Genomic DNA, 24,985 nt, shown 5'->3' with positions numbered 1-24,985 from the left:
GAGGAGGTAACTTTGTGTTAACTGACTTAATAAATAGACCTAAAACTAGTAAAAGATATGTTCTAGTTTTAGTTCTTATAACTTTTGCAATACTTATTGGAGGATTTGTTTTACTCCAAAAGATGCAGAACGTTAAAATTCTAATGACGCTATTTGCAGTTGTTTGGGGGGTTGGTTCTGCGGCTCTTCTATATTTTACTATGAACTCTATAGCCCAATCTCTACCAAGAAAAATGCGTTCAGTTGCTGTTGCCATAGTGTTTGCAGGGCCTGCTGTTCTTATACTATTTTGGGCCCTTGTTTTGCCAACTCTTCGTACTTTTTGGTTTAGTTTTTTTGATGCTACAGGATCAAAATTTGTTGGCCTAAAAAACTATATGTTTGCATTTACAGATCCAATAATGCTTGAAAGCTTTAGAAATAACCTATTATGGATGATATTTGGAACATCTACATGTGTAATACTAGGGCTATTAATCGCAGTTCTTGGAGATAAAAGTAAACATGAAAAAGTTTTTAAATCCTTAATATTTATGCCTATGGCAATTTCCTTTGTAGGAGCTGGTGTTATATGGAAGTTTGTTTATGCATATAAGGGGCAGGGAATAAATATTGTTGAAATCGGACTTTTAAATGCAATTGTAACTGCATTTGGAGGAGAGGCCCAACCCTGGTTATTGGTTCCATTCTGGAATAACTTTTTTCTAATATTCATAATGGTATGGTTACAAACAGGTTACGCCATGGTTATCATTTCATCAGCAATTAAGGCTATTCCTAGTTCATTAAATGAAGCTGCTAGAGTTGATGGAGCAAATGGTTTTACTATTTTCTTTAAAATAACTGTTCCATTTATTATGCCTACTATCATTACTGTAACCACAACGATTCTAATTTTTAGTCTAAAACTATTTGATATTGTGCGGGTTATGACAGGTGGTAATTATGGTACTAATGTTATTGCGAATGAGTTCTATCTACGACAATTTACATACGGGAATACAGGAGAGGCATCAGCTATCGCTATTGTGTTATTAGTTGTTATTGTTCCAGTGCTTTATTACAACCTAAAAGAGTTTAGAAGCAGGAAGGTGTTAAAATGAAAAAAGTAAAACCAAAAATACAAAAATCACAAATAGTAATTGCTGCTGTATTAATTCTTATCGTTACATTATGGACAGTTCCAACTCTAGGTGTTTTTATTACATCCTTTAGAGATTCTAAAGATATTTATAGTTCCGGGTGGTGGAGTGTTCTACCTCATAAAGATATTGTAAAAACAGTAGAAATTGAGTTACCACAGGATATAGACCCAGATGGACCTATTACCCTAGAAGGACATACGGCTAATTTTAACCAGTGGCGGGAAGGGATAGAAGTTTCAGAGGGTAGAATATTAAGATGGTATGGTAATAAAAGATCCAGAATTGTAGAGGTTTATGAGAAAAAATGGGTAGGATTTGGAGCAAATTTAACCCTAAGTAACTACCGTGATGTTTTAGCTGCTGGTACAGTTACCTTCGAAGATGCCCAGGGTAATCAGATAACAAGACAGGGGAATAATTTTGCAGATGCTGTTTTGAACTCTATAGCTGTTAGCATACCTGCAACTGTTATACCTATTTTAATTGCAGCTTTTGCAGCCTATGCATTTGCTTGGATGGAGTTTCCTGGAAGAAAACCTCTTTTTATTATGATTGTAGGACTTTTAGTTGTTCCTTTACAGATAGCATTAATACCTATACTTCGAGATTTTACTGCTTGGGGGTTAAATGGTACATTTGTTAGTATGTGGTTGGCTCATACAGGATTTGGGCTCCCTTTAGCTGTATATCTACTTTATAATTATATAAGTACACTTCCTAGGGATATTTTTGAGTCCGCTTATCTAGATGGAGCTACACCTTTTACAACCTTTGTCTTACTTGTAATACCACTTTCTGTTCCTGCTTTAGCAAGTTTTGCAATATTCCAGTTTTTATGGGTGTGGAATGACTACTTAGTAGCACTTATTTTCCTTGGTGATAAAAATAGAGTTGTTACTAGTGCATTAGCTGCAATGGTTGGAGAAAAAGGTCAAGATTGGCACCTTCTAACTTCTGGTGCATTTATGAGTATGATAATACCTCTAATGGTATTTTTTGGACTACAAAGATTTTTTGTTAAAGGGCTAATGGCCGGTTCAGTAAAAGGATAATTTACTTTTAATAACTAGTAAAAAAAAGAGGATGTCTATTTGGACATCCTCTATTTATTTATGATATAGTTTTATATGAATAAAAAAATAACTAAAAAATTAGTATTAATCCTACTGTGGATTATTGTAACCGCCTCTTGTACCACAACTAAAAAAGATGTAGCACAAAGTGTAGAAAAAAGAGCTCTTTTATGGGAGTTAACAAATGGAGATACTTCAATATTTATTGCAGGGTCAATACATATCGCTCCAGATGAGATCTATCCATTAGATGATATCTATTATGAATCTTTAGGGCAATCAGACCATTTTGTTATGGAGGCTGATGTAACCTATGCAGGAACAGATCCTGATTTCCAAAAATTTGTTATGGAAAGGGCTCTACTTCCCCAAAAAGATGATCTTGCTAACTATATTGATAAGGATAATATAGAGGTTTTAAATGAGATTCTCTCACCTTTTAATATGAATTTTAATCAAATAAGAATTTTTAAGCCCTGGATGGTAACTACAATATTAACTGAGTTCTTAGGTCAGGAACTTGGATTCTATTCCGGGAATGGTGTAGATGTCCATCTGCAAAATGTTGCAAATCAAATAGAATTAAACCCTCTCTATCTAGAGAGTGCGGAGTCCCAAATAGTAATGATGGATTCTAATTCTTTAGAGTATCAAAAGTTTGAATTATTATCACTTTTAGAGGATAAAAATGCTCTTAAAGAGACTTTTAATGGACTAATGAATGCTTGGATTTCTGGAGATACAGAAGCTATCTATAAAATTATGACTTCTGAAGGGCAAGATATTCCAGGTTCTAAGGAGGCTTTAGACCGACTTCTTTTCCAACGAAATAAAAACTGGTTAGAACAAGTTAAAAATTATTTAGAAACTGGTGATAACTACTTTATTGTAGTAGGAGCTGGTCACTTATGCGGAGAGGGTAGTTTAATAGATCTTTTAGAAAAAGATGGATATAACTTAAATAGATTATAGGGTATTTGGGGATGGAGAAGTTTCATCCCCTATAATTAAATGTTTAGTTAAACCTAATTTCCCCCATCTTTTTATAATAACATTACTTTTAGTTAGTATATTTATACTATCTTTAATAGAGTCCTTATCCCACCTGGAAAGAATACCAAAACCACAGGCATTGTGATACTGTTCCTGTTTAGCAGTAAATGTATAAAAACCTTTTAAAATATTTACTGACTGATCTATATTATATATAAATCGATTTTTTATCAGGAACTGGGTAATTTGTATAAATCCTGTTTCAACTGCTTGAAAACTATTATCGCAAATATCACATCCCGAACAGAACTCTATCTCATGTCCCATAAGCCTAAGAAGAACTTCTCTACGGCATAACCCTGTATTAATAGCATCTAGTATTCTACTTTTTTTATTAACCCTTGTTGTTATTAAAAAAGATTTTGCAAGTTTTCTATCCCGTCCTCCCCGCCCTGACTCCTGTAAAAATGCCTCTATGGAGGAGGGGACTTCTAAATGGATTACACTTCTAATATTTTGCTTATCAACACCCATTCCGTAGGCGCAAGTTGCGTTTAGTATTCCAGTGTCAGATGTAAAAAACCACTCTTCGATTCTACTTTTCTGATCTTTTGTTAATCCAGCATGATAGTATACAATATCATCCCTTTCTAACCTGTTTATTAATAGTCTATTTGTTACTTCGGCACTGACCCTTGATGAGTGGAAAATAATTGCTGGTGTTTCTACACTTTTAACTAACTCTATAAGTGTCTCATCCTTGGATATAGATGGAATAACAGAGTAGTGAATATTAGTCCTATCTGGATTGCCCCTAACAATATTTACCTGCTCCCCTAAAAATATATGTTTAATTACACTCTCTAAAATATATTCAGATGCTGTTGCTGTATAGGCTGTAACTAAATCTACACCAATTGTTTTAATATGTTTTCCTACCTCTAAATATGTAGGTCTAAAACTCTCCCCCCACTGACTAACAGTATGGGTTTCATCTATAACTACATGGGTAATCTCAGCACCACTTAATAGATCTAGTATTTTAACACTTCCTAGGGTTTCTGGGTTTGTAAGAATGAATTTTACACTGTTTGTTCTAATTAGTTTATATGCCTCATCCTTTTCATCCTTAGACATTCCCCCTTTTAATATGGTAACAGATCCCCCTCCCTCTATTATTCTTCTCTCCTGGTCTGCCATTAAAGAGAGTAGGGGGAATATTATTAGTGTCATACCTTCTAATAATACCCCAGGTAACATAAAACAGAGGGATTTCCCAGCTCCTGTTGGTAGTAAAACAATCTGCCTTGGAATGCTCTCTAATCTATCATCTTCAGAGAAATATCCTGCTGCTGCCAATGTATTAGATATAACAAGCCTTTGAAAGGGGAATACATAGTTTATACCAAAAAGTTCTTTTGACTTACTGTTTATTAGGTCTTCCATATATGCATATATAGAAAAATTATACAGTAGAATTCAAAAAGAGTAATTGTATCCCCAAATTATCCATCATATATTATACTAACCTAAATATACTGTGCCCTTGGGTCATGATTTTAGGAGCTTTTTTTGCCAGAAAAACTATATAAAATGGGTGATGTAGCCAAACTACATAATATTACAAAAAAAACGTTGAGATATTACGATAAAATAGACTTATTTAAACCAGATCAAATTGGTGGATTAAATAATTATAAATATTATTCTAGAAAAAATTTTCCAATTTTAAAACAGATCATTTATTTAAAGGATATAGGGTTTTCCTTATCAGAAACAAAATATCTTCTAGAAAATCGGACCCATGAACTCATGATCAGCGAATTACATAAAAGGTTAAATATTGTATCAGAAGATATTGATAAACTCTCTCAAAAAAAAAGAAGTATCGAGTATCTTATTAATTTCTATGAACGTGCCAAAAAGATCAATAAAAATGACCTTAATAGACCCTCTATTCAGATTCATGATACAAGAAAAGTTTTTATGTTAGATGCTGAACAGAATGATAAAGAAGGAATAATGTTAGCATATAGAAAGGTTTTAGGCCGTTTAAGAGAGTTAGACCACTTTTCTCATCAAGAGTATGGTTCTATATATTTTAACAATGGAGAACAGTTACCTAAGAGATCTGGCTCTTTTATTCTTCTACCTACAGATTTCAAAATCCAGGGACAGAATATTCTTCCAAGGGGTAAATATATAAGCATGTATCATATGGGATCATATTATAATGAAAAAGCCGTAACATTTCTTATGGATTGGTTAAATAACAATAACTATAAAGCTATTGGAGATTTTTATGATTTTTGTATTGTTGATAGATCTTTTACAGATAATGAAGATGAAATGATCATGGAATTACAGGTTCTAGTTGAATAGGTTTATTATTATCTATAAAAAAATATAAATATTCTTAAATTTTTATTGACTGTGCTCTTAGGTCATCGTTTACATTGAATACATTACAAGGAGATTTCAATGGAAAACAAAATAAATGTGAAAGAGTATTTTATTAAAATTCTTACAGGTATGAGTACTGGAATAGTTGTTGCATTAGTACCATTTGCATTACTAGGAGAGATTAGTAAAGCATTAGGTTTTACTACAATATTAGTAATAATACAAATTGGATCAAGGCTACTATCTGCAATTATGGGTTTATGTATTGCAAGACAATTCAAATTTTCCCCAATTCAAGCTGGAACTTTATCTATAACAACTATGATAGGTTCTGGTGCTATAAAGATAACTGAATCTGGGTTCTTATTAGCAGGGCTAGGAGATGTTATTAATGCAGGTATTACAGCATCAATCGCTGTAGCATTATTACTACTTATAGGTAATAAATTAAAAGCTTATACTATTCTATTAGTACCTACAATTGTAATTATTGTTGTAGGACTTATTGGGTTGACAACTCTACCCTATGTTTCTAGGTTAACAGGGTATATAGGTTCTTTAGTAAATGTCTTTTCAACCTTACAGCCAGTAATAATGGGTATTTTGATATCTGTAACATTCGCATTTCTAATTATATCACCTGTATCCACAGTTGGTGTCGCATTGGCTATTTCTTTATCAGGACTTGGTTCTGGTGCTGCAAACCTAGGTATTTGCTCCGCTGGTTTTGGATTGGCCATATTAGGCTTTAAAGTAAATGGAACAGGTACAAGTCTTGCGCATTTTTTAGGTTCTCCTAAAATGCAGATGGCTAACTTTGCGAAAAATCCTAAAATGATTTTGCCTATATTGGTTAATGCAGCAGTAGTTGGAGTTTTTGCAGGATTATTTAATATCCAAGGAACACCTATGAGTGCTGGGTTTGGTATTAGTGGTCTAATTGGACCTATAAATCATTTATCAGCTGTTGGGTATACAGTAGGGAATGTATTTTTAACTATACTAATTTTTGTAGTAGCACCTATAGTAATAGGAATTATATGTAAATATCTGTTTATTACTAAACTAAACTACGTAGAAGAAAAAGATTACGAGATTAAATTCTAAAAGGTGTATTGAATGAAGATAATAGCTTATGCAGCTAGAAAAGATGAGCAATATGGGTTTGATAAAGTTTCTGCAGAGTTACAAGTCGAGCTTAAATATGTAACAGATGGGTTAAACTTAGGTAATACAGAGGAAGCTGCTGGATATGAGTATGTTACTATTTTAGGACATTGTGATGCTTCTAGAGAAGTACTAAAAAAATTGAGTTCCTTAGGGGTTAAGTATATTTCATCACGAAGTGCTGGATACAATAATATTGATATAGAAGCGGCAAAGGAGTACGGAATTAGAGTAAGTAGTGCATCATATTCCCCAAATTGTGTTGCAGACTTTACCCTAATGTTAATGTTAATGTGTATAAGAAATGCAAAACAATCTCTACTAAGAGGTGAGGCTAAGGATTTCTCTTTAAGAGGTTTAAGAGGCCTAGAGATGAAAAACCTAGTTGTCGGTGTTATTGGTACCGGTCGAATTGGTAGAACAGTTATAAAAAATATTAGCGGTTTTGGTTCAAAAATAATAGGGTATGATCTCTATCAAAATGATGAGATAAAAGATTATATGAACTATGTTGATCTAGAAACACTCTATAGAGAATCGGATATCATTACCCTCCATGCACCTTATATTGAGGAGAACCATCACTTAATAAATAGAGATACAATTAGTAAAATGAAAGAGAATGTCATTATTATAAATACAGCAAGAGGAGAGCTAATAGATACTGAAGCTCTAATTAATGGGCTAGAACAGGGGAAAATAGGTGCTGCAGGTCTAGATGTTTTAGAAGGTGAAGTAGGTATTTACCATAACGATAAACGTTTTGAATCTTTTGTTAATCATAATATGTCTATTCTAAGGTGTATGCCAAATGTTATATTAACACAACACCTAGCTTTTTATACAGATCAAGCTGTTTACGACATGGTTGAATGTGGATTAAAAAGTCTTTACTATTTTAAAAATGGGGAAAAAAACCCATGGGAAATTTTAGCATAGTAAGTTGTACAAAATATGACTAATTACCCCTGGTCAAAATTGTTACCAGGGGTTAAATATAGTACCTATACCCACTTACCATATTTATAGACTTTCAGTTTCTTAATTAATCAAGTTTTATATTATTTATCTATGTTACTTTATATCTACTCTATACTATTAAGGAGACTATTAAGGTTATTAAAATAGTCCCATTAAAACAAATGATAAAGGAACCCCTAGGGCTCTTCTTTTGTATACAAAAGGTTCTCCGGTATATGCGTATGAACCTATTAAACCAATTAACCCGATAACTAACATCCATAAATCTGTTAAATAAATTAAATATATACCTATTAAACCTGCTATACCAAGTGCAGCTATTCCGGATATAAAAACAAATATATCAAAATTAGTTCTTTGTCTGCCAAGAAAATTTCGTGTTTTTTTTGAACTATTTTTATATTTAAAACTACCTTCAAAATAATCATTAATCAGATTCGCCCCTGCTTGAGAAGCTATTCCCGCAATAGTTATTAATATAATTAACAAAATGTCATGCCAAAATCTATCAGTAAAAAGTAAATCATTTATAAATGCAGCTAATATTCCATAAGAAGTAGAGGCAAAGGCTAGTGTTAATGAAAATGGGCGTAAAGCAATAAAATACATTTTTCCCAAGTGTAATATTTTTTTTATTTCCAACAGAATCTTCCTTTTTTATGAAGTATTTCATAATATCTATCTTCAAGCAATCAAATAGAGCATACTATTCCTATTTCCATCTAGTTTATGATATAGTTTTTAAGTTAAATTATTTTTTTAGGATTTTAAATAGATGAAAAAGAATATTACATTTCTACTTTTAACATTGATCTTTTATTTAGTATTATCATCTTGTAAAAACACAAATGACAATGGAAAATTAAAAATAGGCTTAATGCCTGCTGTGGATACAGCACCTTTTTTCTACGCCCAGGAACAAGGACTCTTTACCAAAGCCGGAATTGATGTTGAGTTAACAATTTTTACAGATGCAGGGAATAGACAAACTGCACTACAGACCAATAGTATAGATGGGGCAATGACAGATATGGTGGCTCTTATTAGTAATGTAGCAGCTGGGTTCCCAATTAAAGGTACACTATCAACAAACGGATCATTTCCACTACTAATCAATCCCAATTTTGATTATCAAACTAACCCTAAAATTGGTATGATGGAGGTTAGTGTTTCTAATTATCTAGTATCTGAATATATGAAAGATCAAGGTTATTCTAAAGTTTTTATTAATGCTATACCTATGCGTCTAGAAGCAGTAGCTGCAGGTCATATAGATATGGGATTATTCCCTGAACCATTGGCATCAATTGGCCAGATGAAAGGCTTAATAAAAAAATCATACCCAGGGATTCCTAAAGAAAGTCTTGATATCCTGGTTTTTACTAATCAATCACTAAAAGATAAGAAGAGTTCTATAAAAGTATTTCATTCAGTTTATGCACAGGCTGTATTAGCACTTCAGGAAAATCCAAATTTAGCTAGAGAAGTATTAATTCGTTCTATCCCTAATTTACCTCCAACAGTTAAAGACTCTATAGAGTTACCTATTTATACTAATCCAACAGTTCCAAGTTCAGAGTTCACTAAAAAGATTATGACTTGGACTGCAGAAATAAGTAAGCATAAAATAGAGTTAACCGATAAAGATCTCTTTGATACTAGTTTTATTAAATAATGATTTCATTGCAAAATGTTGATTTATGGTATGGAAGCGAACATGCTTTAGATAACATTAACTTTAGTATAGATAGAGGTGAAACCCTTGCAATAGTGGGGGCCAGTGGCTGTGGGAAAACAAGTATTTTATATCTTCTTGCAGATCTGCTAAAACCCACCTCTGGTAATATTAGTAATACATATAACAAACCTATGAAAAAAGGTTTGTTATTTCAAACAGATATGCTTCTTCCCTGGAAAAATATACTAAATAACACCCTCTTAGGCCTTAAAAATAATAAAAGAAAAAAAGAAGAGGCTATGGATTTACTAAAAATGTATAATATTCAGGATCAGGCCTATAAATATCCCTCCCAACTAAGTGGTGGTCAAAGACAACGAGCAGCCTTAGCAAGAACTATTCTAAACAGTCCAGACCTTTTGTTATTAGATGAACCAACATCAGCATTGGATGAGATATCCAAAGAGCTTCTACAAAATCAACTAAAGGAGACAGCAGATCTATTTGGATTAACCTTAATATTGGTTACTCATAATATAGAAGAAGCTGTTTATCTTGGTAAATCAATTTTGATAATGGAACAAAAAAAGATTATTAAAAAAATTGATAATCCTAGTTATAGTATTAATAACTCACGTAGTGATCCGTCATTTTTTGAAGTCTGTTGTCAAGTTCGTCAATCATTAAAAGAGGCCAACGTTTATGAATAAGAAGTCTATTTTATTAGGTATATCAACTATATTTGTTATTTGGTTTCTATTCTCCATTATTATCAATAAACCAATAATACCTTTACCGAGTGTAGTTATTAAACAGCTCTTTATTGAGTTTAGTAAAGGGACTATTTTTTTACATCTTCTAGCAAGTATATTAAGGATAATTAGCAGCCTATTTATATCTCTTACTATTGGAATTCCAGTTGGAATAATTACTGCAAAAATCAAAAAGTTAGACTCTATTTTTTCACCAATATTGTATTTATTGTATCCTATACCTAAAATCGCATTTTTGCCAATTATTATGGTTCTTTTTGGATTGGGGAATACACCTAAGATTATTCTTATTAGTTCAATTTTATTTTTTCCTATTACAATTGCTGTTAGGGATAGAACAAAACAACTACCTAAAGAGTATGACTATCTCGCTAAGGTATTTTTATTAACTAAGAAGCAGATACTTTTTGAAATTACACTCCCAGGGATATTACCTTCTATATTATCTGCAATTCGAATAAGTATTGGAATAAGTTTATCTGTACTGTTTTTTAGTGAAAATTTTGCAACAGTTTTTGGTATTGGTTATTATATTATGAATAGTTGGGTTATGGTCGATTATCCTCAAATGTATGTTGGAATCATTATGCTAAGTTTTACAGGTCTTGGTCTGTATCTCTCTTTAGATATTATAGAAAAGAAAATAGTACCTTGGCATATCCATTTAAATTAACTCCCCTTTAGAATATCTAGAATTTAATTATTTTAAAGGGGGGCATTATATAGTTTAGTAACAGAACGTTTATTTAATAGTAATAACAACAACCTGGCTGAACTGAACCACCTCTACTGTTTAGACAGTTATATATTGTACCATAACCTTTAGAGAAACATGTAATATGATGGATATTAATTCCAGGTCTCTCTGGTGTCTCAACAGCGCAATCAATATGTACATTCTTATCAGTATTATCTTTTATACCCATAAATGCATATATACCTAAACCATAAGCTTCATGGTTATGAACATGATCTCCAACTTTATATGAGGCGTAACCTAGTCTGTTTTTTGTACTCCAACTATTTTGGTTAGGTGGGTCATAGGGTAACTCTGACTGATAGAAAAATGTTTTTCCATACTCACCTAACCAAAGGGTTTGGTACTTTTGAAAATGTTCTACAAAAAGACCATAAGCTTTTACATGATCTCCATTAATAATAACTCCGGTAGAACACCTGTTATCTGACCATCCAACACCATTTCCATGATCGGCCCTCCACAACCATAAATGGTCTAATATTACATAATTACTATTCACTTCTAAGCAGGTTTCAGCTCTACCTGGAAGCATGCCTCCAACCCTACATATTAAGTCATGTATTGTTATTGGATTATCTGAGAAGTTATTGGTTGATAATTTATTTTCTCCAATTCGGATTAAACTTTTAGACTCCACTTCCCCCGCATCAATAATTAGGCCGGAAATTGATACACCTTGAATATCTTTTACTTCGATAACTGATTTACCATAAACAGGTATAAGTGTTGCCATTCCCATACCGTAAACTACTGTATTTTCTCTATTGATAATAATTGGTTCATCCAGCTTATAAATACCAGGAGTAATTAATAGATGTTTTCCTCTCTCTAGAGCTTTATTTATTGTAAATGAAGTATCCGTGTTTACATCCGTTATATAAAACTTATCAAGGGGTATCAAATTTCCTGGTTCATTGTTTTCCTTCCAGCTAACTCCTATAGAATTCTCTTTTATTGATGGTCTAAATAGACTAAAACTTCCATCCCCATTTATAGTTAGAAAAGGTTTCTCTCTTAGTACTTCTGTATTATCTACGTTGGTTATAGGTTCTTTAGGCCAATTCTCCTCCATGGCTCCTTTTGTTCCAATAAAAAACCTATTCCACTGACCTCCAAACCAGCTCCCAAGTTCTGAATTAATGGTAAACCACTGCTGCCCACTTCTGGTCCCAGCAACACCTTCAACTAATGAGTTGCCAAGATATCCTCCACTTGCCCAACCATTTTGGTCAAAAACAAGATCACCTTTTATGTTCATCCTTCTATATGGAGCTGCCTGAGATACAGCCCATACTATTGGTTCATTTTTATCCCTTGGCTTTACTGTAAAATTCTCAGCAGATCTCCAAAACATAGTGGTTACATTACTATTTTTTGTTGTAGTTATCGACTGAACTGAACCTATAATTACCACATCGTAAGGGCTCTTTCCCAAGCCTACAGCCTGCATATAGTATTCTAGAGTTATATCTATATTGTAGGTTCCAGGCTTAAATAGAAAGGTATATCGATTTAAACTGAACTCGTCATATCTCTGTTTGTTTCCAATATTATCTATAAAATTTTCTATGTATTTCATATCCATTGATGAATCAAAAAGAAACACATTATTAAAAATTTTATTATTCAATAAATTTATCATAAAACCCCATTCTGTATTAATTTATTATGTTTTAATAAGATTAACACAGGGTAGTGTTTACGTAAACATTTTGTTTAATTATATATTTAAAAAATAAAACATTTAAATGTAGTTTATTAAATGTTCTTAACTTGGAGGATATAATCAAAGTATAAAACTTTTGAAAAGAGAATATTTGTGTACTATAATTTGTTTAAAAATTAAAAAAATTGCATTTTGGGGGGCATCTTATGGAATCAATATATTCTCTCTTTAGATATTTAACACCTTTAGTTTATTGGATGCTAATCCTATTATGGTTATTCATTTTTAGCTTCTATATTAGAAGAATAAAAAGGAAAAAATATAGCGATACACTGTTAAGAACTCTTTTTATAATTCTCTCTATTGACTCATTAAGAACTCTTTTAGAGAGTACTTACTTTGGGTTCTGGTATACATCCCTTTCTGGCTTATTACCAATCTATATATTTGATTTTCTGTCCCAACCACAAATAGTTTTTTTCCCTAAGATTTTAAATTTAGTAGTTTCACTGTTAATCATCTTTATTCTATTAAAAAAGTGGATACCTATGGAGGATAAACGTCTTAAAAAGATGAAAACAAATATAGAAATCTATCAAGCTGCATTTGATCAAAGTCCAGTTTCTATCGTTATTACAAATACAAATGGAGATATTCAGTATGTTAATAAAAAGGTCTGTAGTTTTACAGGTTATTCAGAGAAAGAGCTTATAGGTCAAAATCCAAGAGTACTAAAAAGTGGAGAGTTAGATGATAGTTTTTATAAAGAGGTATGGAGTACTATAACATCTGGAGATACATGGAAAGGGACATTTATAAACAAAAAAAAGAGTGGAGAAGTTTATTGGGAGGATGCCCAAATATCTCCTCTATATCAAAGGGGAAAAATCACTCATTTTATAGCAACTAAGGTTGATATCACTGAAAAAATAAAAATACAGGAACAACTACAACATAAGAACAAGATGGATTCTATTGGTAAGCTTGCAGGTGGAATGGCTCATGATTTTAACAATGTATTAACCGGTATAATAAGTGCTGCTCAACTTCTTAAATCACCTAAAAGAAATCTTGATGAAAAGAGTATTATCTACGCAGATCTTATTCTTAAATCTTCAGAAAGGGCGACAGATATTATTAAAAAATTAATGATATTTAGTAGAAAAGGAACAGTTACAACTTCAACAATTGATATTAATAAAATATTAGATGATGTTGTTTCGATTCTAGAAGGTACAATAGATAAAAAAATTGAAATACTAATAAACAAAGGTGCAACAAAAAGAAAATTTATTGGTAATTATTCAGCCATAGAGAGCTCAATATTAAATATCTGTATTAACGCTAGTCATGCAATACTCTCTGGTGGCCAAATCCATATTAATACAAAAAATATCTCTATTGATAAAAATTATTGTGATTCAAGCACCTTTGATATTTTACCTGGAGAGTATATAGAAATAGGTATAAAAGATTCAGGTTGTGGTATTCCAAATGATAATATTAAAAAAATATTTGAACCATTTTATACTACTAAGGAACAGGGGAAGGGGACTGGATTAGGCTTATTTACAGTATATAGCACTATTAAGGATCATCAAGGTAGTTTAGATGTTCAATCCCAAGAAGGAGTAGGTACAATATTCTCTATATTACTACCATGTTCAGATAATGCTATTGAAAAGGAGGATAAGATAACTCCTATTTTTAGTGGTTCAAGTACAGTCTTAGTAGTAGATGATGAGGAGTTTAATAGAATATTAAATAAAGATCTTCTTGAATCTCTAGGATATAAAGTTTTATTAGCTAAAGATGGAGAAGAATCAGTTGAAATATTTCGTAAAAATCATTTAGAGATTGATTTGGTTCTTATGGATATGATTATGCCTAAAATGAGTGGTTCAGAAGCATTTTATAAAATGAGAGAGATAGATGAAAATTGCAACGTAGTTATTACATCTGGTAATGCTGAAAATGGGATGATAAAAGTTTTAATTGAACAAGGGGTAGCAGATTTTATCTCAAAACCATATAAAATCTCTGAACTTAGTAAGGTTTTGGCTAGAAATATGAGAAAGTAGTAGAGTCATATTTTTTAATTTAATTGCAATAAGTTATTTCTCTACTAATAATTATTAAAAGGGGGGCTATTTGAAGAGATCGGAATTATTGTTAAATACAATCCCATATATAATCCTCCTTAGTTTAATTATTGCTATTTATACGGACTTTTCCAGAAGAATTTCAGATGAAAAACAGGATATGATACAGAACTTGGCTTTAGTTGAATCAAAAGTGAACTCTGTTACTAATCACTATATAAGTAAGATGATTGGAGTTACTACATATTTAAGTATTCATACTGAGGTAGATATAGAAGAGTTAAACTATTTTGTACATAGTGTTGTACACTCTGATAGAAATATTATTAGTAATATTGGGGTATTTAAAGATACTACAGCAATTTATTTATATCCATATGAGGCTAATAAGAGTATGCTTAATATTAATCTAGTAGAAATTCCTAGATTTAAAGAGAATGCATTAAGGGTAAAAGAGGATTTAGATGTAGTTATTACACCACCTGATGAGGTAGTCCAAGGTGGTATAGGTATTATTATTACAAGGTTACCAATAGTATTGCCTAATGGTTCCTACTGGGGGCAGGTAGGTTATATGATGAAACTTGATGATATAATTAAAAAACTCACATTAGATTTAGAAAAATATAAATACTTAATTTCACAATATAATAACTATAATAGTGAGAGCCATATAGTTTTTGATTCAGGGTTTAAAGATAATCTATTTTCTGAAGAGGTTATAGTCCATTTACCATCTGGATTTTGGAGAGTTCAAATTGGATTTTTTTATGGAAGAAAACTTGTAACACCAGCTTTTTTCATACAAATTATCATAGCGTTAATACTTTTTTTATTAACAAAATATACAATATTTAAACTTAAAGAGGGGAAGGAAAAACTTAGTTTAATTATAGATAGTATAGACTCCTTTATTTTTGTAGTAAATGAGACAGGTAGACTTATTACTGTGAATTCTCCCTGTTAAATAGGTTAGGTTTAAATGAAAAAGATATAATTGGTAAATCAGTACAGGATAGTTCATTATCTCAACTCTTGGATTTTATTAAGATTGATAAACTATTAAATAGTGGAAAAGATTCCATAGTTTACGATAGTCACTCTTTAAACATGAATAAAGAGACTACGTGGTACCATACAAGTTTACAGAGAATTAAAAGTAACTCATTTGGAGGTGCTATTATATTAGGTACATCTATAGATATCTCAAATATAAAAAATGTTGAGTTGAAACTAAAAAGAAGTGAAGAAAGGTTTAAATCTGTTATAAATCAAGCACCAATACCAATGATGATATCAGAAGATGATGGAACAATTATTTATGTAAATAATAGTTGGATTGAAGTTTCTGGTTATACGATTAGTTCTATACCAACAATTAGGGATTTATTAAATATAGGATTAACCAATATAAGAGATAATATAGGTTCAACAACTAACAATGCTTCCATATTAACAAAAGGTGAGTATGAATTAATATGTTTTGACCAAGAAGTAAAAAACTGGGATTGATACAATTAATATTGGACAGCCATATATGGAACGTAGCCTCTACTTAACAGTTGCAAATGATATAACTTCTAAAAAGAAACTTCAAAAACAACTATTAGAAAAAAGCAAACTAGATGTAGTAGGTCAGTTAGCTGGGGGTATTGCCCATGACTTTAATAATATCATGAATGGGATAGTTAGTTCTGCTAGACTTTTGCAGATGGAATCCCTACATCTTAGTGATAAAGCTTTAGGTTATGTTAAATTAATATTGAAATCATCCAACCGAGCAACAAATCTTACAGCAAAACTTTTATCATTTAATCGAAATAATAAAACACTTTTTAAGCCTGTAAATATGAACACGGTTATTAATGAAATTACAGAAATACTATTTAATACCATAAATAAAAATATAAAAATTGAGACAATTCTTGATGCTAAAACATTTATTATTAACGGTGATGAGAATGAAATACATAACAGCTTGCTTAATTTATGTGTAAATGCTGTTCAAGCAATGCCTCAGGGGGGAAATCTTAAGATAAAAACAGGAAATATAAAATATAATGAAGAGTTTAGGTGTTATGACTTTAAATTAGATATAGGTTTATATTTCTACGTTGAAATTACAGATAGTGGTTATGGTATAGGTGAGAATAACTTTTCTAAAATATTTGAACCTTTTTATACTAAAAAGAGCCATGGAAAGGGTACCGGTTTAGGTTTAGCTGTAGTACATGATGTTATTTTAGAGCATAAAGGAGCTGTTGAGGTTGAAAGCGAAGTATCTAAAGGTTCAACATTTAGGATTACTCTACCTCTAACATCTGACCCTATTATAGAAGAGGATAAAGGGATTCTTAAAAAGGGGAAGGGACTTATTTTATTTGTAGATGATGAGGAGATTAACCGACTAGTTGGAAATGAAAGTCTTAAAGCCCTAGGATACAGTGTTATTACAGCTTCAGATGGCTTTGAAGCTGTAGAGATTTATAAAAAGAATATGAATAAGATCTCTATTGTAATTACAGACTTCATGATGCCTAAAATGAATGGTTATGAAGAGTTTATTAAAATACGAGAGTATAATAGAAACTCTAAAATAATACTTATTTCTGGATATTCTGATAACGATGATATTCGTAAAATGGAAAAAATGGGATTAAATGGAATATTGAAAAAACCATATAATCTTGAGGAACTTAGTGAACTATTAGAAAAAGTTTTATCTACATAGCTACTTGTTAACTTTATATTTTCATAATTTTGTTTGGAATATAGAATAGAGTATGATTAATAAAAAACCAAGTATTGGTACAGGTGTTGTTGTCTTTAATAAGTATGGTCAGATCTTAATGGGTAGAAGGGTATATAAACCGGAGGGTTATAGTCTCCCAGGTGGTCATCTTGAATTTGGAGAGACTTTAATAGAGTGTGCAAAAAGGGAAGTTTTTGAAGAAGTAGGTATTGAAATTGAAAATATTGAAATAGCTACAATTGGGGAGAACTTATTTCTTGATAGAGAGTTTCATAGTATCTCTATTTTTCTTATTTCAACTATTAAAGAGGGAGAAATATTAAAAAATCCAGAACCTGATAAGTGTGATGGTTGGAGTTGGGTAGGTTTAGATAGTTTACCAAAAAAACTCTCTTTTAATTACGATCCAATATTTAAGGATGTATTTAAGATATTAAAAAGTTATATTAATAGGATAATATTATAATTTGTATAGATTAAAAACCAACAACCTAATTCATTTTATTAATTATGAATAGGTTGTTAGATATATATAAGCTTGCTTATCCTATTACAAAATGTGCTAATAATGTTATTACAGGAAGAGTTATTACTGTTCTTAAAAGAAAGATAACAAATAGTTCCCAAAACTTAACCGGTATCTTACTACCTAAAAGAAGAGCACCAACTTCTGACATATATATTAACTGTGTAACAGAAAGAGCTGCTATAATAAATCGAGTTAATTCACTTTGAATAGAAGTTGCTAAAATTGAAGGAATAAACATATCTGCAAATCCAACAATTATTGTTCCTGCAGCAGCTTCTGCCTCTGGTATCTGAAGTAGTTTTAAAAATGGTATAAATGGTACACCTAAAATGTTAAATAAAGGAGTGTACTCTGCTAGGATTAGAGCTAAAGTTCCAATTCCCATTACAACAGGGAGTACCCCAAAAAGCATTTCTAATGCAATTTGACAGCCATGAATCATCTCAGATCCAATATTTTTAATCTTAGATACCCGTTTTAAGGAGAGTTCAAAACCATAACTAACAAGGTGTTTTCCTGTTGGAATTGCTTCATCATTTTTAGACTCTTCTTCTCCACTAATAAATGTATCTCTTTTTTTATTTAAGGGGGGGATTCTAGGAATAATGATTGCTGCTACAATACCTGCTGCACATGTGGTAAGATAAAATGGAACAAATAGATGTTCAAGGCCAACTTGAGTTATTACTACCATGCTAAATGTAATGGAAACTGCAGAGAATGTAGTACCAACTACAGCTGCTTCTCGTTGGGTATAAATTCCATCTTCATATTGGCTATTTGTAAGCATAACTCCTACTGTTCCATCTCCTAGCCATGATGTAATACAATCAATAGCCGCTCGTCCTGGTAGTTTAAATAGAGGGTGCATAATTTTTGTAAGAAGTGTCCCAAAAAATTCAAGTAGTCCAAAATTTAGAAGTAGGGGAAGAAATAGTCCTGCAAAAATAAATACTGAAAAAAGAACAGTTAATAGATCGTTTAAAAGTAGTCCTCCTGTAGATCCACTATAAATAGCTTCAGGACCAATATTAAAGTAGGTTAAAAGAACAAAAATTGCACCAATTACTCGAATAATTAACCAAGGGATCGTAGTTACAAAAATTGATTTAATAAAGGAGTTATTTTTTAACCATGTAGGTTTTAATGTAGTAAATATTAGGGATAGAACTGATGATACAGCTATTAGGATAGTAACTATCTCCCTCTGGATTGAACCTACAAAGTTTAGAAGAATCTTTGCAAGTATGGCTACAGGGATTGTAACACTTCCATTGTAAAGAACCGGGGTCATAAATAGGAGTATTCCTACTAAAGATGGAATAATAAAAAGTAAAATATTTCTAGTTGTTTTCATTTAGCTTCTCTCATTATTGTTATAAATTTATTTAAAACTAAGCACTATATAAGACCTACCTATATGCTAAGCGAATAACAACATAGTATATGTTTCGTATTAAAACAACCCATTTTTATCTAAATATGCATAAATCATGCATAAATATCCATTATCCTCCTATTTCAAATCTATTTTTACCCCGCTTTTTTGCTAGATACAACGCTTCATCTGCACATTTTATAAGTTTATTACTTACATCTGTAGAAACTGGGATTTTAGTATAAACACCAATACTTACTGTAACTATGCCAGTCTCCTCTACAGACTTTCTAATATTTTCAGCAATTATCTTTGCCCCTTCTAAATCGGTTCTTGGAAGTAATATACAAAACTCTTCACCACCATAACGAACAAATGAGTCATCTGGTCTGTTTAATACTTTTTGCACAGCCTTAACAACGGAGATAAGGCATTTATCTCCAGCTAAGTGTCCATGGGTGTCGTTAAATATTTTAAAGTTATCTATATCCAACATAAGGGTTGAAATTGGTGTTCCATACACAATACACGCCTCAATCTCTATATCAAACCTCTGTTTTAGATATCTTCTGTTATATATCCCAGTTAATGGGTCCCTAATACTTAAGTCTATATTCTTTTTATTTATAATTTCTAATTCAAGTAATCTTTTTCTTCTATCCATTCCGGCTTTAAAACCAAAAAGTAGATATATGAAAACTAATATAATTATTATATACAATAAATACGCCCACCATGTTTTCCAGAAAGGTGGTTTTATTACAATTTCGAGCTGAGCTTCTTTATATGACCATACATTATCATTATTAACTGCTTTTACAAGTAGTCTATATCTCCCGGGGGAGAGGTTGGTGTAAAGAGCAAAATTACGGGGATCTCTTTTACTCCACTTTTTATCAAATCCTTCCAGTTTGTATGAATATTCAGTTTTTAAAGGGTGTAGATAGCTAAGTCCAACAAAATTAAAAGTTATATAACGGGCATCTGCGTAATCTACTTCCATTTTTGTTTTATCTGTATAAGGGTTTAATCCCGGTACTAACTTATTCCCTAATTTAACTGATTTTATATATACCAAGGGGCTATATTTATTTATAATTTTCTCTGATTTCTCAAATAGAGATAGAGTATCAAAAGATCCAAGATACACCTTGTTCTTATCAACTAAAATACCCTCGGACATCTCCATATCAACTAAACCATCTTCTTTAGTAATTGTATCTATTTCGTATGTTAAAATATTTATTATAGAGACACCATTCATAGTCCCAATCCATATCTGATTGTCATTAGTTTCAGCCATTGACATAACATAGTTGCTACTTAAGCCATTATTCGTTGTAAAGTGGGTAAATGTATTATCACTATCATTATAGCGCATAACTCCACCGCCTAATGTTCCAATCCAAAGATGTTTATTGCTATCCTCTATTATGCTACGTATATTATTATTATTTATTCCTTTTATATCTGTTTTGTCCAAAAAATAGTGGGTAAAGTCATTGGTTTCAGGATTGTACTTGTTTAGGCCACGGTTTGTTCCTATCCAGATATCACCATTTTCTCTAACAACAATTTCCCTAGTTAAATTATCTGATAAATTATTGTAATGTTTGATATTCTTTAAATCTAAGTCCATTTTTAATAGGCCGTTAAAATATGTACCTATCCATAAATTATTTTCCTTATCCTCAGCTATCTTTGTATATGTATCTGAAATTCCCTGCTCTTTGATAAAACTATCTGTGAACTTTTCAAAATTATCTTTATCTGGATTATATATATTTAATCCATCATTAGTTGCAAGCCATATTCTGCCTATACTATCTTCATAAATATCTCCAATAATATTACTGCTTATGGAGTTTGGATCCTTATTATCCTGCCTATAATGTTTAACCTTTTTAGTTTTTGGATTGTATATATTTAAACCCTCATTATAAATCGACAACCATAAATTATCATTTTTACCTTTAAAAATAACATCAATTTTTCCTGAAGATAGGCCTTCTTTCTCCTCACTGTTATAAGTTAAAAAGTTTAATTGCTGTTTTTGGTAGTTTAACTTATTTAGACCACCACCATTAGTTCCAATCCAAAAAATACCAGTATTATCTTGAAAGAGGGAGTATATAGTATCAGAACTAATTCCACCAGCTAAATTTTTTGTACTTGATAACTGCTTTATGTTTCCACTATCTACATCAATAATAGATATACCTCCACCCCAGGACCCAGCCCACAAAAAACCATTATTATCGAAGTTTAGAGTGTAAATTCTATTGTCTAATGTTGGAAAGTTTGTATAAGTATCTGTTTTGATATTAAATTTTGTAACTCCACCACCCCAAGTTCCTATATAGAGAATATCCTCCCCCCTCTCTATAATCTTCATTACATTTGGGCTAGGTAATCCATTCTCTATACCCTCTATATATGGGTAATGAATAAAACTATCGGTTGTGGGATTATAAAGGTCTAATCCAGATAAATTCCCTATCCAAACTCTATTTTTGGAATCAACCATTACAGATCGAACAACATTATTCATTAGTGAGGTAGAGTCTTCTGGATTGTTAAGGTATCTAACAATCTTCCCTGTTTCTAGGTTTAGTCTATTTAAACCTCCTAGTGTTGCAATCCATAAATTACCAAAATTGTCCCTATCTAACCCTGTAACAATTGGATTACTAATTGAGTTCTCATCTTCACTGTTATAAACATAATTAGTAAATTTTTCTGTAGCTATATCAAGTCGAGATATACCATTATATGTACCAGCCCAAACTGTATCATCCTTATCTATATATAGGGTTTGAACTAGGTCATGGGCTAATGAGTTATCATTAAAGGGGTCATTATGGAAAACTTTAAACTCATAACCATCATAGTAATTTAAACCACTCTTTGTTCCTAACCATAAAAAACCTCTACTATCCTGCTGAATACTTGAGACTGCGTTACTAGAGAGCCCCTGCTCCTTATTTATTATATCAAATATATATGGGGTATCACTTGCTTCTAATAGTAAAGATTTTAAAATAATTAGAAATATATAAAACTTTTTATTTACCAATATTAACCTCTTGCTAGTAAAACAAATCTTTCATTTTATAATTGTAAACTAGTTTAGTGTAAAATGTGCCAATATTATCGTAAAATTAATATAATTAAACTATAAACTTATCAATATCGTCAGTTAAAACCTTTATACTATTTTTATTATCACCACTTATTCTATTTACCTCGGAAACTGAAGTATTAATCTCTCCAGCTCCTACATTCATCTCATCCATTCCGTTATTTATTTCATTTGTAATCATGGTTAATAAATTCATCTCTTCTAATACATCACTACTATTTCTAAGCATCAATGAAGATCTCTCTTTTACTTCATTTGTAATTCTATTTAGCTCATTTATTGCTGTAAGAATTTCGTTACTTCCATGGTTTTGTTCATCCATGGCATTTTTAATTGATATCTCTTGTGTGTAGACAATATTTATCTTATCTGTAACTTTATTAAAAACCTGAGAAACCTCTAAAATAGAACTTGAAACTGAGTCAATTAAACTTTTCATCTTTTTTAATACAGAACTTATTATTTTAGCCTGGTTACCCGAGTCTTCAGCTAATTTTCTTATTTCATCTGCAACAACAGCAAAACCCTTCCCTGAATCCCCTGCATGGGCGGCTTCTATAGCTGCGTTCATAGATAATAAGTTGGTTTGACTGGCTATTTTTTGAATTATTGTACTAATTTCTAATAGACCTTCTGATTCGTTTGTAATATTACTAATCACATTAGATACATTGTCTACACCACTTTTACCTTCTATTGATACCTTTTTTAACTCTTTTACATAGCTAGTATTTTTTTCGATGGTATTTCCAACACTTCTTATATTCGCTAACATCTGTTCAATAGCTGATGATGACTCTACAATATTTGCAGACTGACTAGAGATGGATTCATCCAATGTATTTATACTCTCAATTATCTGATCCATATTTTTTTTGGTATTATCTACACTCGAGGCTTGTTTTAGTGACTGCTCCTTTGTACTACTAATATTTTGGGTTATCTGGTAAATAGCTGCAGCAGTTTCAGTCATATTTGATGATAGATCCTCCCCTATATTATTAAGCGTATAAGATTCTTTTTTTACAGATAAAATTAATTCTCTAATTTTTGCAATTGTTAAATTGAAATAATCTCCTAGATCCTTCATATCATCATTTGAATTAATTTCGATAGTTTTTGTAAGATCACCATTCCCCTGGGAGATATCTTTAAGCATAACTATTGTCTTATTCAAAGGAGCTAAAGTTTTATTTAGGAATATATTTTGAATTATTAAAATTATTATTAATATTACTAATGCAAAAAGGAATGTATTTAATAGTATATATTTTATGAAGATAGTAATTGTGTCTTCAATATTTGTCATAGGTATCCCTATAAAAAGAATTCCTATTAGTTTATTTGATCTATCTAATATTGGTTCATACATTGTTAGAAAATTACTTCCAAAAATAACTGCCTCTCCAATATATCGTTTTTTATTTGAAATATCTAAAAATGCTGCGCTATTTGAACCTAGTTTTGTTCCTAAAACCCTCTCTCCATTTGCATCTTTTATATTTGTTGAAACCCTTGTAAAATCACTTTCCTTGCTGACAAAGATAGTACATAATACTCCTAATTGATCCAAAACTTGGTCTACAAACAAAGAGTTCCCTTCTATAGAGTTACCCTTTGAATCTATTAGACGACTATCTTTTAGGGTTAAACTTCCAAAGTGAATATTTAATAGATTTTTTGAGGATTCAATATCCCCGTCAAGTTTGGTTTTTAAAACACTTATAGTCAGTTTTTTCATATATCTATTGGTAGTAATATATGAACTTAACTGTAGTATTAAGGTTAACAAAACCACAGATAAAACCATAAGTAAGCTCAACTTATTTTTAACTGTATTAAATCTAATCATCAATATACTCCTTATCCAATACCAGTATAATTGGATTTAAAAAAAAATAAAGCAAAAAAATGGAGATAAGGATGTATATTTGTATGTTTAAGAAGTGTCAAATAATAGACACTCCTTTATGGAATAAATGATTGTTTACATAGTATCTAGTAGAGTTATAACTTTAGTTAAAAACCGGGGAATATGAAAAGGGCCTTTAAAGTGATTCCCCTTCAGATTTACCTGGACAGAGCCATCACGTCTTAGGTATCCAAACCACTCACCCTTTTCCCTATCTGGAAATTTTTCCCACGTATACTCATGTACCAGATTAAACCAGTGCTCATATTTTTTATCACCTGTAATTTCATAGGCTAGAAGTAGGGCATATATAGTTTCACAATGGGGCCACCAATACTTCATATCCCACTCAACCTGGGATGGTTGTTTTCCTTGGATATCAACAAATGAGTAAAGTCCACCATACTCCTTATCCCTTAAGAATAATGATCAAAAAAATATTAAGAGTTTAATAAATAAGCAGTTTAAACTTATAGATATAGATTCAGTTAATAGTTCTTCTGTAGATGTTTTAAGTTTTTATGTTTTATT

The 24,985-nt window shown here is 31.2% G+C and carries 20 protein-coding genes and 1 pseudogene; 14 read left to right on the top strand and 7 right to left on the bottom strand.

What is annotated here, in order from left to right; genetic code table 11:
• Window positions 1–14 precede the first annotated feature (14 nt).
• From EW093_RS02825 to EW093_RS02815, 3 genes are all read left to right on the top strand, one after another.
• Window positions 15–1,103, top strand: coding sequence for a carbohydrate ABC transporter permease (locus tag EW093_RS02825; protein WP_223111642.1), 1,089 nt, complete (start codon window positions 15–17; stop codon window positions 1,101–1,103).
• Window positions 1,100–2,197 (top strand): carbohydrate ABC transporter permease, encoded by a 1,098-nt coding sequence (locus tag EW093_RS02820; protein ID WP_149566934.1) that lies wholly within the window; start codon window positions 1,100–1,102, stop codon window positions 2,195–2,197. The genes EW093_RS02825 and EW093_RS02820 overlap by 4 nt, the downstream gene beginning before the upstream one ends.
• A 75-nt stretch (window positions 2,198–2,272) precedes the next feature.
• Window positions 2,273–3,190, top strand: a complete 918-nt coding sequence (locus EW093_RS02815) for a TraB/GumN family protein (RefSeq protein WP_149566933.1) — start codon at window positions 2,273–2,275, stop codon at window positions 3,188–3,190.
• Here the strand turns inward: EW093_RS02815 and EW093_RS02810 are convergent.
• Complete coding sequence (locus tag EW093_RS02810) at window positions 3,185–4,657, bottom strand: helicase-related protein (RefSeq protein WP_149566932.1); 1,473 nt, start codon at window positions 4,655–4,657, stop codon at window positions 3,185–3,187. The two genes, EW093_RS02815 and EW093_RS02810, sit on opposite strands and share 6 nt — an antisense overlap.
• A 126-nt stretch (window positions 4,658–4,783) precedes the next feature.
• Here EW093_RS02810 and EW093_RS02805 point away from each other — a divergent pair, with 126 nt between their 5' ends.
• The 3 genes from EW093_RS02805 (at window position 4,784) to EW093_RS02795 (ending at window position 7,720) form a co-directional block, all read left to right on the top strand.
• Complete coding sequence (locus EW093_RS02805) at window positions 4,784–5,593, top strand: MerR family transcriptional regulator (protein ID WP_149566931.1); 810 nt, start codon at window positions 4,784–4,786, stop codon at window positions 5,591–5,593.
• A 99-nt stretch (window positions 5,594–5,692) separates the two neighbouring features.
• Window positions 5,693–6,721 carry a PTS sugar transporter subunit IIC gene (locus EW093_RS02800; RefSeq protein WP_149566930.1) on the top strand — a complete coding sequence of 343 codons (1,029 nt, stop codon included), beginning with the start codon at window positions 5,693–5,695 and terminating at the stop codon, window positions 6,719–6,721.
• A gap of 12 nt (window positions 6,722–6,733) precedes the next feature.
• Window positions 6,734–7,720, top strand: a complete 987-nt coding sequence (locus EW093_RS02795) for a D-isomer specific 2-hydroxyacid dehydrogenase family protein (RefSeq protein WP_149566929.1) — start codon at window positions 6,734–6,736, stop codon at window positions 7,718–7,720.
• 180 nt (window positions 7,721–7,900) lie between these two features.
• On the opposite strand, the gene EW093_RS02790 is transcribed toward EW093_RS02795, so the two are convergent.
• Complete coding sequence (locus EW093_RS02790; RefSeq protein ID WP_223111641.1) at window positions 7,901–8,404, bottom strand: prenyltransferase; 504 nt, start codon at window positions 8,402–8,404, stop codon at window positions 7,901–7,903.
• Window positions 8,405–8,537: 133 nt separating this feature from the next.
• On the opposite strand from EW093_RS02790, the gene EW093_RS02785 reads away from it, so the two are divergent.
• The 3 genes from EW093_RS02785 to EW093_RS02775 are packed head-to-tail and all read left to right on the top strand — an operon-like array spanning window position 8,538 to window position 10,886.
• Complete coding sequence (locus tag EW093_RS02785; RefSeq protein ID WP_149566928.1) at window positions 8,538–9,437, top strand: ABC transporter substrate-binding protein; 900 nt, start codon at window positions 8,538–8,540, stop codon at window positions 9,435–9,437.
• The gene (locus EW093_RS02780; RefSeq protein WP_149566927.1) at window positions 9,437–10,150 is read left to right on the top strand and encodes an ABC transporter ATP-binding protein; all 714 of its coding nucleotides are present in this window, start codon (window positions 9,437–9,439) and stop codon (window positions 10,148–10,150) included. The genes EW093_RS02785 and EW093_RS02780 overlap by 1 nt, the downstream gene beginning before the upstream one ends.
• The gene (locus EW093_RS02775; RefSeq protein ID WP_149566926.1) at window positions 10,143–10,886 is read left to right on the top strand and encodes an ABC transporter permease; all 744 of its coding nucleotides are present in this window, start codon (window positions 10,143–10,145) and stop codon (window positions 10,884–10,886) included. Before EW093_RS02780 ends, EW093_RS02775 begins: the two co-directional genes overlap by 8 nt.
• 73 nt (window positions 10,887–10,959) lie before the next feature.
• Here EW093_RS02775 and EW093_RS02770 read toward each other — a convergent pair whose 3' ends face one another.
• Window positions 10,960–12,615 (bottom strand): adenylyl cyclase, encoded by a 1,656-nt coding sequence (locus EW093_RS02770; protein ID WP_149566925.1) that lies wholly within the window; start codon window positions 12,613–12,615, stop codon window positions 10,960–10,962.
• A gap of 230 nt (window positions 12,616–12,845) precedes the next feature.
• On the opposite strand from EW093_RS02770, the gene EW093_RS02765 reads away from it, so the two are divergent.
• From EW093_RS02765 to EW093_RS02745, 5 genes are all read left to right on the top strand, one after another.
• Window positions 12,846–14,720, top strand: coding sequence for a hybrid sensor histidine kinase/response regulator (locus EW093_RS02765; protein ID WP_149566924.1), 1,875 nt, complete (start codon window positions 12,846–12,848; stop codon window positions 14,718–14,720).
• Window positions 14,721–14,790: 70 nt separating this feature from the next.
• Window positions 14,791–15,708, top strand: a complete 918-nt coding sequence (locus EW093_RS02760) for a hypothetical protein (protein WP_149566923.1) — start codon at window positions 14,791–14,793, stop codon at window positions 15,706–15,708.
• Window positions 15,702–16,253, top strand: a complete 552-nt coding sequence (locus tag EW093_RS02755; RefSeq protein WP_342781928.1) for a PAS domain S-box protein — start codon at window positions 15,702–15,704, stop codon at window positions 16,251–16,253. The genes EW093_RS02760 and EW093_RS02755 overlap by 7 nt, the downstream gene beginning before the upstream one ends.
• Window positions 16,254–16,278: 25 nt before the next feature.
• Window positions 16,279–17,472 (top strand): hybrid sensor histidine kinase/response regulator, encoded by a 1,194-nt coding sequence (locus tag EW093_RS02750; protein ID WP_149566921.1) that lies wholly within the window; start codon window positions 16,279–16,281, stop codon window positions 17,470–17,472.
• A 52-nt stretch (window positions 17,473–17,524) separates the two neighbouring features.
• Window positions 17,525–17,959 (top strand): nucleotide triphosphate diphosphatase NUDT15, encoded by a 435-nt coding sequence (locus EW093_RS02745; protein WP_149566920.1) that lies wholly within the window; start codon window positions 17,525–17,527, stop codon window positions 17,957–17,959.
• A 76-nt stretch (window positions 17,960–18,035) separates the two neighbouring features.
• Here the strand turns inward: EW093_RS02745 and EW093_RS02740 are convergent, their stop codons facing one another.
• From EW093_RS02740 to EW093_RS02725, 4 genes and pseudogenes are all read right to left on the bottom strand, one after another.
• Window positions 18,036–19,379, bottom strand: a complete 1,344-nt coding sequence (locus EW093_RS02740) for a YjiH family protein (RefSeq protein WP_149566919.1) — start codon at window positions 19,377–19,379, stop codon at window positions 18,036–18,038.
• Window positions 19,380–19,530: 151 nt separating this feature from the next.
• Entirely contained in the window at window positions 19,531–22,476 is a 2,946-nt protein-coding gene (locus EW093_RS02735; RefSeq protein WP_149566918.1) for a ligand-binding sensor domain-containing protein, read from the bottom strand.
• A 94-nt stretch (window positions 22,477–22,570) separates the two neighbouring features.
• A complete protein-coding gene (locus EW093_RS02730) occupies window positions 22,571–24,394 on the bottom strand; it encodes a Cache 3/Cache 2 fusion domain-containing protein (RefSeq protein ID WP_149566917.1) in 1,824 nt (607 codons plus the stop codon).
• 135 nt (window positions 24,395–24,529) lie between these two features.
• Window positions 24,530–24,856, bottom strand: a pseudogene (locus tag EW093_RS02725) (AGE family epimerase/isomerase); the annotation flags it as partial.
• Between the last annotated feature and the right edge of the window lie 129 nt (window positions 24,857–24,985).

The sequence above is a fragment of the Thiospirochaeta perfilievii genome (assembly GCF_008329945.1).
In the GTDB taxonomy this organism is placed as follows: domain Bacteria; phylum Spirochaetota; class Spirochaetia; order DSM-2461; family DSM-2461; genus Thiospirochaeta; species Thiospirochaeta perfilievii.
The sequence above is the reverse complement of the archived record's forward strand: the minus strand, read 5'-3'. Positions and strand labels throughout refer to the sequence as shown.